The sequence below is a fragment of the Pedobacter sp. P26 genome, from assembly GCF_050632135.1.
GTDB lineage: Bacteria > Bacteroidota > Bacteroidia > Sphingobacteriales > Sphingobacteriaceae > Pedobacter.
In genome coordinates this window covers 4,693,250-4,711,293 of the sequence record NZ_CP192574.1, presented here as the reverse complement: position 1 = coordinate 4,711,293, position 18,044 = coordinate 4,693,250, and the positions used below count along the sequence as shown (strand labels likewise).

The 18,044-nt window shown below is 38.6% G+C and carries 11 protein-coding genes; 9 read left to right on the top strand and 2 right to left on the bottom strand.

Annotated features, from left to right (window positions below):
* Positions 1-191 precede the first annotated feature (191 nt).
* Positions 192-3,113: a TonB-dependent receptor domain-containing protein gene (locus ACQ86H_RS21860; RefSeq protein ID WP_431292467.1), complete on the top strand. Its 2,922-nt coding sequence runs from the start codon at positions 192-194 to the stop codon at positions 3,111-3,113.
* Between the two features lie 63 nt (positions 3,114-3,176).
* Here the strand turns inward: ACQ86H_RS21860 and ACQ86H_RS21855 are convergent, their stop codons facing one another.
* Together ACQ86H_RS21855 and ACQ86H_RS21850 are read right to left on the bottom strand one after the other, a co-directional pair.
* Positions 3,177-3,836 carry a nucleotidyl transferase AbiEii/AbiGii toxin family protein gene (locus tag ACQ86H_RS21855; RefSeq protein ID WP_431292466.1) on the bottom strand — a complete coding sequence of 220 codons (660 nt, stop codon included), beginning with the start codon at positions 3,834-3,836 and terminating at the stop codon, positions 3,177-3,179.
* 10 nt (positions 3,837-3,846) lie between these two features.
* Positions 3,847-4,134: a DUF6922 domain-containing protein gene (locus ACQ86H_RS21850; RefSeq protein ID WP_431292465.1), complete on the bottom strand. Its 288-nt coding sequence runs from the start codon at positions 4,132-4,134 to the stop codon at positions 3,847-3,849.
* Positions 4,135-4,658: 524 nt separating this feature from the next.
* On the opposite strand from ACQ86H_RS21850, the gene ACQ86H_RS21845 reads away from it, so the two are divergent.
* The 8 genes from ACQ86H_RS21845 (at position 4,659) to ACQ86H_RS21810 (ending at position 17,849) form a co-directional block, all read left to right on the top strand.
* Entirely contained in the window at positions 4,659-7,121 is a 2,463-nt protein-coding gene (locus ACQ86H_RS21845) for a glycoside hydrolase family 31 protein (RefSeq protein WP_431292464.1), read from the top strand.
* A 57-nt stretch (positions 7,122-7,178) separates the two neighbouring features.
* Complete coding sequence (gene glgB / locus ACQ86H_RS21840; protein ID WP_431292463.1) at positions 7,179-9,143, top strand: 1,4-alpha-glucan branching protein GlgB; 1,965 nt, start codon at positions 7,179-7,181, stop codon at positions 9,141-9,143.
* Positions 9,144-10,480: 1,337 nt separating this feature from the next.
* Positions 10,481-12,655, top strand: coding sequence for an Ig-like domain-containing protein (locus ACQ86H_RS21835; protein WP_431292462.1), 2,175 nt, complete (start codon positions 10,481-10,483; stop codon positions 12,653-12,655).
* 37 nt (positions 12,656-12,692) lie between these two features.
* A complete protein-coding gene (locus ACQ86H_RS21830) occupies positions 12,693-13,412 on the top strand; it encodes a hypothetical protein (protein WP_431292461.1) in 720 nt (239 codons plus the stop codon).
* A 31-nt stretch (positions 13,413-13,443) separates the two neighbouring features.
* Positions 13,444-14,379 (top strand): gliding motility-associated C-terminal domain-containing protein, encoded by a 936-nt coding sequence (locus tag ACQ86H_RS21825; protein WP_431292460.1) that lies wholly within the window; start codon positions 13,444-13,446, stop codon positions 14,377-14,379.
* Positions 14,380-14,401: 22 nt separating this feature from the next.
* On the top strand, positions 14,402-15,373 hold the full coding sequence (locus ACQ86H_RS21820; protein WP_138820526.1) for a PorP/SprF family type IX secretion system membrane protein: 972 nt from the start codon (positions 14,402-14,404) through the stop codon (positions 15,371-15,373).
* A 243-nt stretch (positions 15,374-15,616) separates the two neighbouring features.
* Complete coding sequence (locus tag ACQ86H_RS21815) at positions 15,617-15,967, top strand: hypothetical protein (RefSeq protein WP_431292459.1); 351 nt, start codon at positions 15,617-15,619, stop codon at positions 15,965-15,967.
* A gap of 526 nt (positions 15,968-16,493) precedes the next feature.
* Positions 16,494-17,849, top strand: coding sequence for a glycine-rich domain-containing protein (locus tag ACQ86H_RS21810; RefSeq protein ID WP_431292458.1), 1,356 nt, complete (start codon positions 16,494-16,496; stop codon positions 17,847-17,849).
* Positions 17,850-18,044: the final 195 nt, after the last annotated feature.

Sequence of the window (18,044 nt, the reverse complement as noted above, 5' to 3'; positions counted from 1 at the left end):
ATGGCTAGCTAACAAGTCTTTTGCTAAGATAGGGCAAAATGACGGTTTATGTTTAATGCAAAATACAACAAACTGTATATCAATCAAAATTATAATTGAATTGGAATTATTATGCTTACATAATTTGTTTAATTCAAAAAAGAATTTATGTTTATATAACTAATAATACAAATAACCAAATTAAATCGCGTATGAGCAGAATTTTTACACAGATCTTCTATGTGTTAATATTTGTGTTTGCTGGTAATATGGCAGCACAGGCACAGAGTATTACGGTAAGCGGAACCGTAAAGGATAAGCAATCTAAAGAAGGACTGGCAGGGGTTAGTTTAACCATCAAAGGCCAATCCGGCGGTACAGCATCAACAGCCAATGGAAGTTTCAGCTTTAGTACAACAGCAAAAGTGCCCTTTACATTAGTCGCATCTTATGTAGGATATGGTACAGTAGAACAGCAGATTACCGGAAGTACTTCAGGTATTAACCTGGAACTGGAAACAGCGGTTGTACTGGGAGGTGATGTAGTTGTTTCTGCTTCGCGTACACCAGAGCGTATTTTAGAATCTCCTGTTTCCATCGAGCGGATGAGTGCAGCTACCATCAGGGAAATCGCTGCGCCATCGTTTTACGATGCTTTGAACAATATGAAAGGCGTAGAAAGCAGTACGCAGAGTTTAACTTTTAAATCAATAAACACCCGTGGATTCAACTCTAACGGAAACACGCGTTTTAACCAATATATTGATGGAATGGATAACCAGGCACCTGGCCTGAATTTCTCAGTAGGTAATATTGTGGGCATTACCGAACTCGATGTAGATAATGTAGAGTTATTGCCAGGTGCTTCCTCAGCGCTTTATGGTGCGGGTGGTATTAATGGTACTTTGTTAATGACTTCAAAAGATCCGTTCAAATATCCTGGCGCGAGTTTTCAGTTTAAAACTGGTATGAATCATGTGAACGATGGCGACAGTAAAGTGCAGCCTTTTAAACAACTGGATGTACGCATGGCAAAATCGTGGAACAATAAATTTGGGGTAAAAGCAGCATTCTCGTTTTTACAGGCCAAAGATTGGTTCGGTAATAACTATTCAAACTTCGATAGGGTTGCAAGAACCGCGAAATCGGGTGACAGAAGTAGCGATCCCAACTATGATGGTATCAATGTGTATGGTGATGAAGTGAGCCAGAATATGCGTAATGTTGCACTAAGCGTTCAAAACGGAACTATAGCTGGGATCAATGCCGCTACCGGTGGTTTAATTCCTAATATAAAATCAACTTTGGATGGTGCTTTTGGAGCAGCCATTCCAAATGCAGCCCAACAGGCAGGTTTCTTAGCCACCTTACCAGCGGCTTTACGTTCTACCGTACAAAATTATCTGCCTTTTTATGTTGGTTTAAAAGCAGGTTTAATTCCTGATCAAAATATATCGAGAACAGGTTACAATGAAGAAAACCTGGTTGATTATGACACCAAATCCTTAAAAGCATCAGGTGCTTTATATTACAACATCAGTAATACAGTTCAGGTAGTGGGTCAGGCCAATTGGGGTACGGGAACTTCTGTTTACACCGGTTCTGACCGTTATTCACTGCGTAATTTTAATATCGGCCAGTACAAGTTGGAGCTAAAAGGTGAAGACTTTTTCTTAAAAGCCTATACCACCCAGGAACGTTCAGGTGATTCTTATATCTCTTCTATTTTGGGAAGTTACATCAATGAGGTTTCTAAACCATCAACTACCTGGTTTCCGCAGTATATCGGTAATTATGTAGGTGCAAGGGCTGCAGGACAAACAGATGCACAGGCACAGGCTTTTGCACGGAGTGTTGCAGATCAGGGACGTTTTGTGCCAGGTAGTGCGCAGTATGAGGTAGCAAAAGATAAAATTTTAAACACGACCATTAGTGCAACTAATATAAACTCGGCTGACCCTTCTAAAAGTGTTTACGGAGCAAAATTCGATGATAAATCGAATCTTTACCATTATGAAGGCATGTACAACTTCACCAACCTTTTTAATAAGGTAGTGGAGTTTCAGGTAGGTGCATCTTATCGTTTATATGATTTAAATTCGGCAGGTACTATTTTTAACGATTTAAACGAATCTATCGATATTAAAGAATACGGCGCTTTTGCACAAATCGGTAAAAAACTCTTTAACGATAAAGTTAAATTTACTTTTGCCGGCCGTTATGATAAAAGCCAGAATTTTGAAGGCAGGTTTACCCCTAGGATAACTGGTGTATTCACCGTTGCCAAAAACAATAACATCAGGGTTTCTTATCAAACCGGTTACCGTAATCCAACTACCCAGAATCAGTACATCGATCTTTCGGTAGGTGGCGGATCTCAAAGACTGATCGGTGGTTTACCTGAAATCATGTTCAATAAATACCATCTTGATAGCAATAAACCTTTTACAGATGTAAGTTACCGTGCGTTTTTAGCTTCAGCAGCAACAGGAGCACCTAATCAGGCACTTTTACAACAATATACTTTTGATTCAAAAGGTGTTCGTCCGGAAAGTGTTCAGTCTTACGAATTAGGTTACAAAGGTCTGATCCTTCCTAATTTATTGATTGACGCTTATGGTTATTACAACATTTACAAAGATTTTATCACCGCTGTTGATGTATACCAGAATGTAAACGGCAGTTTTGTGAAATTCGGTGTTCCCGTAAATGCGGCAGGTAAAGTAACCTCCTATGGTGCTGCCTTAGGCCTGGATTACCTGGTGGGTAAATATGCCATTAGCGGTAACGTTTCCTATAACCAGATTGGCGATCTTCCTGAAAACTACATAAACGATTTCAATACGCCAAAAATCCGTTATAACCTTGGTTTAGGTAATAAAGAGATCATTAAAAACTTTGGTTTCAATGTTTCTTATCGCTGGCAGGATCAGTTCTACTGGAATTCTTCTTTTGCCTCAGGTCAGGTGCCTGCATACAGCTCGCTTGATGCACAGGTGAGTTTAAGAATCCCTTCAGTACAATCGGTAATTAAACTGGGCGGCTCGAACGTATTGAATAAATATTATTTCACTTCTTACGGTAACCCATCGGCAGGAGCAATCTACTACGTGGCCATTAGTTTTAATCCATAACTAGTTAATTGAGCTTTTAAAGGCCTTCTATGCTAAAAAGTATAGAGGGCTTTTTTGTGCCGTTTAAAAGGCTCGTTTATCATTGTTGCTGTCAATCGCCTCGATCAGATCTTCTTTAATGAACTCCCAAACTTTTCCTTTTAAACATATTGGATCAAAGTCATTGTCTGCAGTGAAAAAATTTGTAAAGTTTCTTCTGATCATATCTTCATCGTGAGTCCATTCAAAACGTTTTTTATGAAGTTCAATCATATCATTTATGCTATAATTATCTAGCAATTCATGCAAGTCCCAAAAATCTTTCTTTCTGCCTCCTCTTTGTATAATATCAATCTTCATTGCAATGATTTCAGGTATGGTTGCCATGCGAACGCCATCATGATCCGCAAAATCTTCAAAAAATGGGTCCATGCTGTAAAAGAGGTCTAGTTTAACTATATTTTCTTTATTAGTACCAATCAAGTATGACTTTCCTAAGCCTGCAAATTGACCAAAATCACCTTGAACGAAGGCAAACTTATCTGTGAGTAACTTCTCAATTCGGTCAAAGTCGATTGATCCATATGTTACATCAGTAAAAAGATCGATATCTACTGATAAACGATGACCGAGATAAAGACTAAGTGCTGTTCCGCCAACCAACCTAAACTCAGATAGCTCCTTTGCCTGCATAAGTTCAAGCAAGCTGTTTTTTAAGATTTCATTTACGGTATTCCAATACATAATTTGATCTTTAATTATCTCGAACGGTTCGGTCAGTAGTATTAACAGCTACTTTGTTCACTAAATCTTGTCCGTAATATCGGATTAGCTCATTTTTTTCATCACGATTTCCACGCTCCCATACTCTTTGAATGACAGATTTATATTGGTTTTTCCAGTTTATTTTATCAAAGTCTGTATCCCAAAAGAGAATTTTTCTGAGTATTGATAAATTGGGTTTATCGGATGCATTCAGTTTATCTTTTTCTTTCTGTATCTCATAGTAAGCCTGAAGTATCAGCATTGTACCTTCTTCCAAACCCAAAATTTGATCTAACTTAATGGAAAGTGAAGCTGTTACTCCTCTTTTGCCTTTTGTAATATCGTTTAAGGTTTGAGGATATTCATTTAAGGAAAGTGCTAGCGGACCCTTTTTAATCCCCTTTTTTTGAGTTCCCTTTCAAGTATAAGGCCAGGATGGATACCTTTAAACTTTGCGATCAATTTTTCCATATTCAAAAATAAACAAAAATGTTTATAATTTTATGTTTATAAATTGATTTACTAAAATGCTACTTTAACTGTCAAATTAAAACAGAATAAACGATCATACTTCGTTTATCTTGCTATAAATTTACATTTTTGAATGCTATGGCTATAATAATTAGATCATTCAGCTCAGCCATTTCCTTATTAAATGCCTTAGCTTAGTGTAAAACTTACACTATTAAAACCATCTTTTCAAAAAAAGCTACATCCCTTTTATAAAATATTTGTATTATAGTACTTTCTTAAGCACATCCCGGTTTAAGAGTTATGAATTTAAAATTTGAATAAATAAGGATGGAAGCGCAAAACGACAAACCGAATGAAACAAATGACCTGATCGAAAAGGAGCAGGAAATACAGCATTTAAACAATCCGGTTGATATATCGGTTAAACCAATCGTTAAACAATACCTCGGAGAAGTTAAAAAAGTAAAGAAAGAAGGTAACCGTTTTTATTTTTCTGATGGAGATGCAAGAGTAGAAATTCGGGTGGTAAGCGATGACATCATCAGGGTACGCCTGGCACCACACGGCGTTTTTCTTGATGATTTTTCTTACGCAGTACCTGAAGTAGACCAGAAAGTTTCTGTTTTTAAGATGCAGGAGCATGATGATCATTATACTGTTTCTACCCATGCAGTAACCTGTAAAATAGAAAAGGCAAATTTCCACATTTCGTTTCACGATAATATTACCAATGTGATGATGGTTGATGAAGCCAACTCTATGCACTGGGAAGAAAATGTAGATTTTGGTGGTTATTATATCTACGCAACCAAAAAATGTCACCCTGAAGAGAATTTCTTCGGTCTGGGTGATAAATCTGGCAATTTTAACCTGCGTGGCAGGCGGTTCGAAAACTGGAATACCGATGCTTATTCTTTCGGTTGGAACCAGGACCCGCTTTACCGAACTATACCTTTTTATATCGGTCTGCATAATCAGGCTGCCTACGGTATTTTTTTCGATAATACCTTTAAATCGTATTTCGATTTCGGTTCGGAAGATGTAAATAAAACGAGTTTCTGGGCTGATGGAGGAGAACTGCAATACTATTATATCCACGGGCCACATATTATGGACGTGGTTAAACGTTATGCAACTTTAACCGGCACACACCCGATGCCTCCAAAATGGACTTTGGGTTATCAGCAGTGTCGTTGGAGTTATTATCCTGAAACAAAAGTTAAAGAAATAGCCAGGCAGTTCAGGGAGCGTAAAATTCCTTGCGACGCCATTTATCTGGATATCGATTACATGGATGGCTACCGCTGTTTTACCTGGAATAAAAAGTATTTTCCAGATCCACGGAGAATGATTAAAGAACTTTCTGATGATGGCTTTAAAACGGTGGTCATGATCGATCCGGGAATTAAGGTAGATGATGATTACTGGGTTTTTAAAGAAGGTAAAGAGAAAAGATTTTTCTGCCGCCGCAGCGATGATTATTATATGGAGGGACATGTTTGGCCGGGCCGTTGTCAGTTTCCCGATTTTACCAATCCAAAAGTAAGGAGCTGGTGGGGTAATTTATACAAAGAGTTGGTTGATATGGGCGTGGCAGGCTTCTGGAACGATATGAATGAACCAGCTGTGTTTGGCTCAGGAACTTTTCCTAACGATGTTCGTCATAATTATGATGGTTACCGCGGCTCACACCGTAAGGCACATAACGTTTATGGCATGCAGATGGTACGTTCTACCTACGAGGGTTTAAAGAAATTGATGCGCAATAAACGCCCCTTTACCATTACAAGAGCTGGTTATTCAGGCATGCAACGTTATGCAAGTGTCTGGACAGGCGATAATATTGCAACCTGGGAGCATTTAAAGATTGGAAATATTCAGTGTCAGCGTTTATCGGTTTCCGGCGTGCCTTTCTGTGGAACAGATATTGGTGGATTTAGCGGAGAGCCGGATGGCGAATTATTTACCCGTTGGATCCAGCTGGGTACATTTTCTCCTTTCATGCGGGCACACTCTGCCGGCGACACTGCTGAACGGGAACCCTGGAGCTTTGGCCAGTTTTTCGAAGATATTAACCGTAAGTTTATCGAATTAAGATACCGTTTAATGCCATATCTGTATTCGGTATTTTGGGAGCATCACCGTTATGGTTTTCCTATCTTAAGGCCGCTGGTCATGCTTGAACAGGAAAATATCAGCAACAGTTTTCGCCAGGATGAATTTTGCTATGGTGATAAACTATTAATCTGCCCGGTTTTAGAACAAGGTGCAATTTCCAGAAAAGTTTATCTTCCAAAAGGCACCTGGTACAACTTCTGGACCAATGAAATTCTTGATGGCGGTAACGAATATACCGTTGATGCCAAGATAGACAGTATGCCGATGTTTGTGCGTGCTGGTACGGTTTTGCCAGAATATCCGGTAATGCAATATGTAGATGAAAAATCGATCACCGAGGTAATCCTGAATATTTATCATAGCGATTACGAAGTGAACTCATACATGTATGAAGATCATGGCGATACATTTGCCTACGAACAGGATATTTACCTGGAAAAGAAATTTACCGTAAAAGGAGATAACCAGGCTATCAGGATAAACCAACGCAGCGAAGGTTTATATACACCTAATTACGAATTTTATGTTTGCAATATTATGGGGGTAAAATTCCAGGTTAAAAAGATCATTATCGATAATAAAGAGGTAAAAGATTTTTATACCGACGATCAGAATATTCTACATTTTAAATGCAATAAGAACTTTTTAGAAATACAGATCTTAAGTCTGTAACAATGAGCCCCAAATGCTGTTTAGTATTTGGGGTTTCATTTAATAACCAAAATACCTATGCCAGCACCAAAAAAAGTTCCAGTAAAAAAAGTATTCGAACCAGAAATTGATAAACAGAAATCCGTTTGGATCCACAGTTTATTTACCGATTACGATATAGATCTTTTTCTTGTAGGAAAGCATTTTAGGCTTTACGAGAAAATGGGCTCACACTTAATTACCGTTGACGGGACGGCCGGAACTTATTTTTCAGTTTGGGCCCCAAATGCCATTCGTGTAAGTGTAGTGGGTGATTTTAATAATTGGGACAACAATTCTCATCCGCTGAGTGTAAGGTGGGATAAATCGGGTATTTGGGAAGGTTTCATCCCTGGCATTGCAAAGGGCGAAGTTTATAAGTATTTTGTCAAAGGCTTTGATGAGTCGGAACATTTAAAAGGCGATCCATATGCCAGAAGATGGGAACATCCTCCACAAACAGCCTGCATTGTTTGGGATACTGATTACACCTGGAAAGATAAAGCCTGGCTTAAAAAAAGAGCAAAAATAAATGCTTTGGATCAACCCATCTCGGTATATGAAATACATTTGGGTTCGTGGGAGCGTGATCCGGATAATCCGGAACGTGTTTTAACCGCGAAGGAAGTGGCTGGCAGGTTAGTGCCTTATGTTAAGGAAATGGGTTTTACGCACGTAGAACTGATGCCTGTAATGGAGTTTCCATATTTTCCGAGCTGGGGTTATCAGATAACAGGTTATTTTGGGGCAAGTTCACGCTATGGTTCTCCGCAGAATTTAATGTATCTGATTGATGAACTCCATAAAGCAGATATTGCGGTGATATTAGATTGGGTCCCTTCTCATTTTCCCGGTGACAGGCATGGTTTATATGAGTTCGACGGAACACACTTGTACGAACACGCCGATATGCGGAAAGGCTTTCATCCCGATTGGAAATCATATATATTCAATTACGACAGAAATGAGGTGCGTTCCTTCCTCATCAGTAATGCTTTGTTTTGGTTGGATCAATATCATGCCGACGGATTGAGGGTAGATGCAGTGGCATCAATGTTGTATTTCAACTTCTCCAGAGAAGATGGAGATGCCGCAACAAACGAATATGGAGGAAGTGAAAACCTCGGAGCCATACAGTTTTTGCAGGACCTGAATGTCGCCGTTTATGGAAATTTTGATGGTGTACAAACTATTGCTGAGGAAAGCAGTACTTATCCTGGTGTAACTCATCCGGTACACGACGGAGGACTAGGCTTTGGTATGAAATGGATGATGGGCTGGATGAATGACACGTTAAAGTATTTTAAAGTTGAAACTATCGGCCGGAAACACCACCACCATCAGTTGAGTTTCAGCATGACTTATGCTTTTACCGAAAACTTTATGTTACCTTTCTCTCATGATGAAGTAGTGCATGGTAAATCGCCAATGCTTTATAAAATGCCTGGCGACGATTGGCAGAAATTCGCCAACCTAAGAGCACTTTATGGTTACATGTTTACTCATCCGGGAGCAAAACTGCTGTTTATGGGCAATGAATTTGGCGAAACCAATGAGTGGAACTTTACACAATCATTGGATTGGCATTTATTGCAATATGCGCCGCATAAAGGTATGCAGGAAACCGTTAAAGCTTTAAATTTTCTGTATCGCAAGGAACCAGCATTGTATCATTTCAATTTTAGTTATGAAGGCTTTCAATGGATTGATGCCGATAATGCAAACGAATCTGTATTTGTGTATATGCGAAAAGGACCAAAGGCTAAAGACACTTTGGTTATTGCCATAAACTTAACTCCGGTGGTTCGGGAGAATTATAGAATTGGGGTGCCGTTTAAAACCAAATGGAAAGAGATTTTTAATACCGATGATATTGTTTATTATGGCGGCGGCATAAACAACAGAGGTGATATTGTTCCCGCTCTGGAAGAATATAATGAACAGGAGTATTCAATAATTGTTGATTTGCCACCTTTGGCCGTAACAATTTTTAAAAGCAAGTAGAATATTATTGGTTCCTATATCGCGCCAAAACCACATATAAAAACATAGTTTGGTGTGATATGGGTTTTTGTATTGCACCAAAACTAAATTTTGGGTCACATTTTTTTCTTTAAATTAAATGTTTATGCAACAGGTTGTTGAAAGGACTGAAGAAAAATGCTGCTAAAAAAGATTGATAAATCTGGCAGGAGCAAATTGAGCGTTTTTCTTAACTATGATCACAACTTATCGAAACGCAAATAGTGAACGTTACCCAGGTTTAGTACAAAAAGAGATGACGATGCATGCAGTATCTGATGATTCGCGGGGAAACCGTCTATCAATTTAAATAAGAAAAGCTTCCCATTGCTGGAAAGCTTTCTTAAACTCTGGAGTGGAAGCTTCCAGAGAGGGTGCAAAGATACAATAACCATTGTATCCTGCAAATATTATTTTTTGAATAATATTTATGCTAACAATAGCTGTTTGAAATTTTAATATAAAGTGTTGATAATTAATGTTTAATTTTTTTTGGCGTTAATACTTCTTCTTTAGAATGGGCCGAATATTATCGGATTTAGATTAAGGTTCACGCCCTTAACCACAATTTGTACCTGTTCTGGCAGGTATCAGTAAGTTTTGCATGGATAAACCAACATTCTAACAAATCATATAATTAATCCGGAAGTGATGCAAGCGTTCGGCCAATCTAAAAAAGATCTTCATTGCGAATAAACATGAGGTATGTGGCCTAAAAAATAGGAATAACGTCCTATATATGCTTTCTAACATATTGGGTTTAAGATTTTGCATCCTGCAAAACTCATTGAGCTAAGATATCTATGGTGGTCGTAAAAATTAAAGACTAGGCAGTTTAATTAACCACTTTAGACACCTAAGAACATCTAATTCATTAAATAATCCTTTAGGCTTTCCTACTATAGGACATATAAGCTTATATGGTTCTTAAATGTCTTATATGGTCAAAAAAATAACGCTAAATATCAGTTTTTTACATAAACGTCATGATAAGGAGGCCTTATCAGTGGACCAAGCAATCTTACAACTATCGCAAGTAATAACATTGAGTAATCGGCAGGGTGCGAAGGTTTAATAGCTGGGCCGAAATTTTCATCCTGAAGTAGGTACCAATTACCTCCAGGTGATTTAGTCTGGTTGATGAGTAGTAATAAAACAGGTGTTCATGTCTTGATTGAAAGACTTTAATGAATAAAGTGAACGGATAATGTAACGTTAGTTCGCAATACTTTTGTATTACTAGTAAACAAACAAACTAAATTTTACATTATCCCAAACTTACATTGAAAAGGCGCTCTGGTCAATTTTTCTTGATATTTGTGTTATTTTTTATACCTGCGTATTTATATGCACAGTGTGAAAATACATCACGTACATACGCAAATTTTCAGGGGGCATATCTTGATGGATTGAGTGTTTTAGGAGTGGGGAGTTTATATGGCAGTATCGCTAATGCGCCGAATGCTGTAAACGGACAGGTTAAAGATGCATCAACATTATCAGTTCCTATTGGCCTCGTTGGGCTTACAGGTTCAGCTACACAATTTCTGGAATTTACTACTGATGGTACCAACGCTGGTAAACGTACAATTGCTGCAAATACTCCTGTAACAGTTAAACTGGCCTTACCAAAGGAACTTCTTGGACTTTTGAGCAGTTTTGAAATTGGAAGTTTTACTAATCTAAATGCTGTTGCAATAAATAAACCCGTATTTGGTACTGGGAATGAGGCTGGTTTTGATGCAACGAAGAGTCCGATTTATACTTCTGCGAATATTGCCGGGGTAATTGGCGGGGGAGGAGAGATGGAGATTAGGGTAACACCTACACAGGCTTTTAACGGCATATATATCAAGATTGTGGGTGCGGTATTATCTACAGCTTTATCAGTAAAAGTTTTCCATGCTTATATTATGGAGCCTAGTACAGGATCAATCAATTGCGACGAGGCGATTGATGTGCTCTCAGGTGTAAAGCCAACTCCTTTAGGTGGTATTGCAAACCTAACTGGTACGGTTACCAATCCCTTTAATGCCATTGATACAGATCCAAATAGCTTCGCACTGATTGATGTGGGCACTTCCGTGCTCAATCAGGTATATCTTACATCTATTTTTAATAAACCTTCGCAACCTGCCGATTCAGTTAGTATCATACTCGATAATCCAGGTGGCGGACTATTAGATCTGAGCCTTTTAACAGGTTTTACCATACAACCTTATTTGAATGAAGTAGCGGCCGGACCAGCATTTAAAAACACAAGCACGTTTTTGAACCTTAAATTACTACCCGGATCAACAAGTAAATATATCTTAACGTTTTTGGTAACCGATGTATACGATCGTTTGGAGATCACAATGGGCGGACTTACTGGTGCATTTAGTCGTTTAAGGATTTACGACATTAAACGTAAACTGGCAAAACCACGTACATTGGTTAATCCCTCAACTACTGATGAAAAAATAGTTTGCCAGGGACAGACTGCAATTTTTTCTGTTCAGAATGCGCAGGCCTGCACCGAATACAAATGGTACGATGCCGAAACAGGCGGTAATTTTTTGTATACCGGTTTAACCTTCACTCCCCCAAATACGCTCGCAGCAGGTGATTACAATTATTATGTTCAGGCGAGCAGGACGTATTGTGTTACCGCGGTTTCTGAAATGTTGAGGGTGAAACTTAAGGTTAATCCCTTACCTACGCTTACAGTACCCGGAGTAATAATCTGCAGCGGCTCTTCAACAGTGCTCTCGGTTACTGCGCCTGATGCAGGTTTTACCTATAACTGGTATTCATCATCATCTGGCGGAACCCCATTTAATGTTGGCACCACTTATACTACTCCTGCCTTAATGGCTACTACTATTTATTATGTTGAAGCAGTTAACACGGCAACAGGATGTAAAAATGCTGGCGGTGCTCTGGCCGTAGAAGTTAAAGTAAAACAGTATGCTCCTGTACCTACAATAAACGGCGCAGCTACCATCTGTGCAGGTACAAGTGCAACATTTACAAATATTTATCCAAACGGAACATGGAGCACGAGTGATGCTGCCATTGCAACAATAGATGCAACAGGTAAAGTTACCGCAATGGCTGCCGGTAATACCGTTATTAATTATACAGTTGCTGATGATGCTACTTATTGTGGTAAAAAAGTAGATTTCCCTTTAACCGTAAATCCACAGCCCAATTTAATATTGGGGCCAGATGCGAGTATTTGTGAAGGATTAACCACAACCAAAATTACTTACAGCAATCCTGTTTTTAACCCAATAACCTATAGTATTTCCTGGACAGGGAATTTACTCCCCGCTGTGCTAAATCAGGCTTTACCAGCAAATGAAATCACCATTACTATACCCTCAACAACTCCTGTAGCAGTTTACCAGGGAGTCTTGACTATTAAAAATGCAAACGGCTGCGTACGGGCTATCCCTTTTAGTTTTAGGGTAAAGCTTGTGCCACACAAACCAATAGTATCTATTAACTAAAAACAAAATAAATTATTCACTCAAACAAATTAAAATCATGACAACAAAAACTAAAAAACGTAATCTAAGAATCTTTGTATTCTTAATGTTCTTATTGCCACTGGGTGCCTTTGCGCAAACGCCAAATGCATACCTGTGCGGAACCAGTACAGTGAAATTGACTCCAACTTTTAACGGGTATACGCCTGCAAATGGTGATAAAATTGTATGGACCGTCGACGGAACTGCGGAAGCTCCGGTAGTATATAATGGATCAAATGCTTTTTACCAGATCGCTGCAGGATTAGCTGTTGGAAACCATACTTATTCAGTTGTGGTAATACCGGCTGATGCAAATCTTTGTCCTAGTGATGCCTCTGATAATACGGTTATAGAAAAATTACCTACTCCTGTTATCGCTGTTGCAGCTCCGGGAAGTACTTATTGTACCGATCAAACAGCGGCTACTGTAATTACGGCGAGTAAGGATGCTTCAATAACATTACCAGCTGGGGTAACTATGACTTATGTCTGGTCAGCAACACTAGGTGGCACTGCGGTAACTGATATTTCAACTTTGGGTACAGCATCTGGTTCAGGAGATACTTTTACACTTAAAGCTGGCGTGGCTCCAGGTGATTACGCTTTTGCTGCTGTTGGAAGTTATGCTACTGGTGCTGTTCAGATCGTGAATGCAGCAAGTTGTACTGCAACTGCAAGTAAAGCCATAACGGTTACTGCTAAACCAGGTAAAGCAACTATCTCTGTAGCGCCATAGGTATTACTGTTGAGCAGGTTTAATCATTGTGATGTTTAACAGATTTGGGATAATTGCGTTCAGCGTGCTGCTGCTTGATGCAGTGGCATGCTTTGCGCAATCTTCTAATCCGAACACGCTGAACATTAAACCAGGCGTTGCCGTTAAACTTCGGGCTAACGGTACAGGTGCTACATCGTATCAATGGTTCAAAAATGGAGAGGCCATTCTGGGTGCTACCTTGCAAGATTATGTGGTAAATGCTGCCGGAAAATATACGGTGATTACTTTTAGTTTAGGTGGCTGTAGTTCCGATCCTTCTGAAGAGATGGAAGTGATTGTGGAGTCACAGATCTCAGCAGATGTTTCCATTGTTAAAAGGTCAGAAAGCAGGCAGGTAATAAATACAGAGACATTTAAATACAATTTATTGGTTCGTAACAATGGTCTGGGCACGGCTACCAATTTAAAGGTGAAAGACGATCTTCCGGAAAATCTAACCTTTGTAAGTGTTGATCCTGCGGTTGTTGGTACTACAAGTTATAATGATCAAACCAAAACAGTTTCATGGACTATACCATCACTTGCTTACGGTAGTTTTGTTGAACTGATCATTAACGTAAGGTCGATGAAACCTGGTAATGTGGTTAATAGTGCCACTGTTTCCATTGATGAGCCAGATCCCGATCCATCAAATAACATTTCTGTGGATACTAAGGAAATTACTGGGCTTAAAATCCCAAATGTGTTTACTCCAAATGGTGATGGAAAGAATGAAACCTTTTTTATTGAGCGGTTGGACCTTTACAGCGAAAATCAGCTTACCATTATTAACCGCTGGGGAAGTACAGTTTATGAAAAGAAAGGCTATTTAAATGACTGGACAGCGAGTGGTCTGGTAGATGGAACTTATTTCTATGTGATTAAGGTGAAAACGGCAAGTGCTCAATGGCAGGAATTTAAAGGTTATGTAACCGTAATGAGATAAATGAAAGTTAAAATGTGAGGATATGAAAAAGATAGTTTTAACGACATTGTTTAATTTATTCTGCCTCTGTCTGTTTGCCCAGCAGAATGCACAGTTTGGACAATATATGTTTAATGGTTTGTATATCAATCCGGCTTATGCAGGCTACAAGGAAGAACTCTATATGCAGGCTTTCGTCCGGGCCCAATGGACGGGTATTCAGGGTGCTCCCCAAACGCTTTCCATATCGGTAGATGAAGCAGTTAAAGAAGAAAGTATGGGTTTGGGTTTATTGGTATCTAAAGATAAAATTGGTGCACAAAACTCGTTAAACCTATCCGGAAATTTTGCTTATCGTATTAAATTGAACCGTACTGAAACCAACGTACTTGCATTTGGTCTTGGAATTGGTGTAATGCAGATGGGACTGAATGGAAGTTTACTAGATCCGACCGAAACTGGCGATAACAGGATTCCGACCGGATATGAAAGTAGGACTGTGCCCGATGTTAGGGCAGGGGTACATTACTCGAACGAGAAATTCTTTATCGGTTTCTCTGCCAATAACTTGCTTGCGCAGTATCTTCCGGTTTTCAGAGATAATAATCTTCTTAGTATTACTTCCAAGCCGCATTTTTATTTAACTGCCGGTATGTTATTTCCAATGGATAATGATTTTAAGTTCAAGCCTACTTTTTTGATTAAAGATGATTTGAATGGGCCAACTTCATTAGATCTCAATGCTTTTTTAATGATCAAGGAAAAGCTTTGGTTAGGTGTAGCGTATAGAACCTCTGTAAAACTTTATCCTAAGCCAGCACTGCAAAACGATTTAAGGGCAAGAAGTGCCATCGGACTCGTAACCGAATTTTTTGTCCGCGAAAACCTCCGGATTGGCTATGGTTACGACTACAGTTTAAATAAATTGGGTAGCTATGATTATGGCTCACACGAAATTTCTATCGGTTATTACTTGCAAACCGCAAAAAGCAGAAGACCAAAGTGTTACTTCTGATAATCAGACATCTCTAAGCCAAATTTCTGGTTTTAGCTTTTTATCTGCTAGCCTAAATTTCTTTGAACATATACTATTTTGCTATTCACTTTTTCTGTAAAAAATTAACAAAATAAATATTGTAAAGTGCTTCGCCGGAAATTTTCGTGTTTTATTTGTCACGTTATGTTGCTTATACTCCATTCGGTTGTTTGATTTTTGACCAATGTATAAACAAACAAATATTCAGTCTGTTAAACAATAATGTCAAATCATTCAGGCAATCTTTATGTAAAAAAGTTACCCTTCCAAATAAGTGTTGGTCAGGGATCTGGTTTATCCGGCGATAAGCTCTTTTTTACTACAGCAATAGCGGATGATCGTGATGCATTTAAGTCCCTCTACAAGAGGTATTCGGCAGCAATTTATGGTAATATTATTCGGCGTGTAGGCGATGAAGAAAAAGCTAAATTAATCTTAGAGGAAACATTCTGTGAAGCATGGCATTCTTTCCCACAATTTGATGAGACTAAATTCAGAATTTTTACCTGGATAAATCAGTTTGCGATTCAAAACATTAAGAAATCTACATTTCAAAGCTTGGAAACAGCATAATGGGCTCATTAATTTAGCTTATTTTTGTATTTCATTCTTAATTACTATTCTTAAGGATTTAAAGTCTATCTCTATTGGTGTATGCCTGAATCCTGAAAGGTATTTTGGTAAACGATGTATTAAATAATTTCAGCTGGTTATGTCATATAACTTCCGGATTTATCCAGGAAATAAAAATGTGTGGGTCTTTAATCGTGAAGAATAAATACACATTATCATCTATTGATAATAATGTTATGCTTTTTTTGTGGTATCAGGTTTGGAGATAGGTTTGTCAAAGATGGGAATAAGAAGATTACCACCTGATCAGATTACACTAGTATGCCCCTCTTTTAAGGAAGGTTTATTGTTATCAGCCTGCCTTTGTTTATATAACAGTTAAGCCTTGGTTAGATATTGTTAATGTGTCTGATTAGTAGTATATTTATGTATGGAAGTAATACTTGGATTATTAATTATGGCGCTTAGCATTCCTTGGAAAAAGTTAGAGAAATGGATGGGGGCTGAAAAGTAGTGGCATCGAGATATGAATGAAACGCTCTGGAAAAGTATACAGCAATTTGATTTCGATCATCCACCGGGCGAATATAGCTTTTCGATCAGGTTGGCTAGTGAAAACCAATGGACAAAAGACTTTACCGAAAAAGCTATATTAGAATATAAGAAATTTATGTATCTGGCTGCCATTTCTGATGTAATGGTTTCGCCTTCCAACATTGTTGATACGGTTTGGCATCAGCACCTTATCTTTACACAATCTTATCAGAATTTTTGTGCGTTGGTTGGCAAGCAGATCCAGCATGTGCCCTCTACACATCAAAAAGAGCAGGCAGATCAGTTTAGGCAGGCAAAAGAACGGACGAAGCGCATTTACCTGGAACATTTTGGAGCACAACCCAAAGCGATTTGGGAATATGACACCATGTTGGCCAGCTTAAAGATTGAACCGGCCAAACTTAAGACTGGTTTTTTTGTCTTATACATTGTACTTGTTTTTATCCTGCTAATTGTTCCTTTTTATTATTTGCTTAAACCTGTTTATATCCATATTGATAACCCTTATTTTATTTTGGGTTTTCTCGGGTTGGCGCTTCCCGTCTATGTAATACTCAGTTTATATACCAAAAACAGATTTAAACAGATTGCCCGTGATTTTGATCGGCAATCGTTCGTTTACCACCTTAAACCATTTGAACTGGTTTACCTTGAAAGACAGAAGCTTGTCGAGGTAATAAACGGGGCTATAGGCGAACTTATTCATGCAGGTGTACTAAATGTAAATGCTCATCACCGTATTTATATTTTAAAGGATGTAGATAACCTCTCCGGAGAGCAGCTCCAGGTTGTTTCGGTGTTAAAAGATAGAGGAGAAATCTCCTATCCCGAACTGTTAAAGCAATTGCAGACAAGTGCAATTTTTAGAAATACCGCCAAAAGTATGGACATGTTTAAATGGCATTTCAGCCAATCGAAACAATTTGCGCGACTGTTTTACATAAATTTTACAGTTTTTGCAACACTTATCATGTTTCCACTCATTCGCCTGGCAACAGGTATTATTAGGGAAAAGCCCGTTTTTCAGATCGTACTTCTGACAGGATTTTTGATAATTTTTATGATTAAACGTCTTTATGGGCTTGATAAGCAGTTTTGTATACGTACGATCCCTGATTTGTATAAATCTGCAATTTTGCCTGTAATAAAAGATGAACAGGATTGGCGATGGAGTTACTTTTTATATGGATCAGCTGTGTTAACCGCAACCCTTGCTCCATTGATAAATTACGAAAGGAGTAGAGGGGGAGACGGCGGCGGAGCCAGTTCTTGTGGTTCATCCTGTGGAAGTTCTTGCGGTAGCTGCGGTGGCTGTGGAGGCGACTAATAATTTTTTTTGCAATAACTTAAAATCTTCATCAAATCTTAATCTTTGTGCCGTAATATTGTAGGCATAAGGGGTGAGAGCCTTATACCAACTTCATAAGTTGAGAGCGTTAATTTAGATAGGGGATGTAGCCAGTGGCTACATCCTTTTTTTGTTCTGGGTTTGGATATGATTGTTATGACCAAAGTTTGCAGT

Excerpts from the sequence above, each read along its gene's own strand:
- ACQ86H_RS21860 (WP_431292467.1), top strand. The coding sequence starts at position 192 with ATGAGCAGAATTTTTACACAGATCTTCTATGTGTTAATATTTGTGTTT.
- ACQ86H_RS21855 (WP_431292466.1), bottom strand. The coding sequence starts at position 3,836 with ATGTATTGGAATACCGTAAATGAAATCTTAAAAAACAGCTTGCTTGAA.
- ACQ86H_RS21845 (WP_431292464.1), top strand. The coding sequence starts at position 4,659 with ATGGAAGCGCAAAACGACAAACCGAATGAAACAAATGACCTGATCGAA.
- glgB (WP_431292463.1), top strand. The coding sequence starts at position 7,179 with ATGCCAGCACCAAAAAAAGTTCCAGTAAAAAAAGTATTCGAACCAGAA.
- ACQ86H_RS21830 (WP_431292461.1), top strand. The coding sequence starts at position 12,693 with ATGACAACAAAAACTAAAAAACGTAATCTAAGAATCTTTGTATTCTTA.
- ACQ86H_RS21825 (WP_431292460.1), top strand. The coding sequence starts at position 13,444 with ATGTTTAACAGATTTGGGATAATTGCGTTCAGCGTGCTGCTGCTTGAT.
- ACQ86H_RS21820 (WP_138820526.1), top strand. The coding sequence starts at position 14,402 with ATGAAAAAGATAGTTTTAACGACATTGTTTAATTTATTCTGCCTCTGT.
- ACQ86H_RS21815 (WP_431292459.1), top strand. The coding sequence starts at position 15,617 with ATGTCAAATCATTCAGGCAATCTTTATGTAAAAAAGTTACCCTTCCAA.
- ACQ86H_RS21810 (WP_431292458.1), top strand. The coding sequence starts at position 16,494 with ATGAATGAAACGCTCTGGAAAAGTATACAGCAATTTGATTTCGATCAT.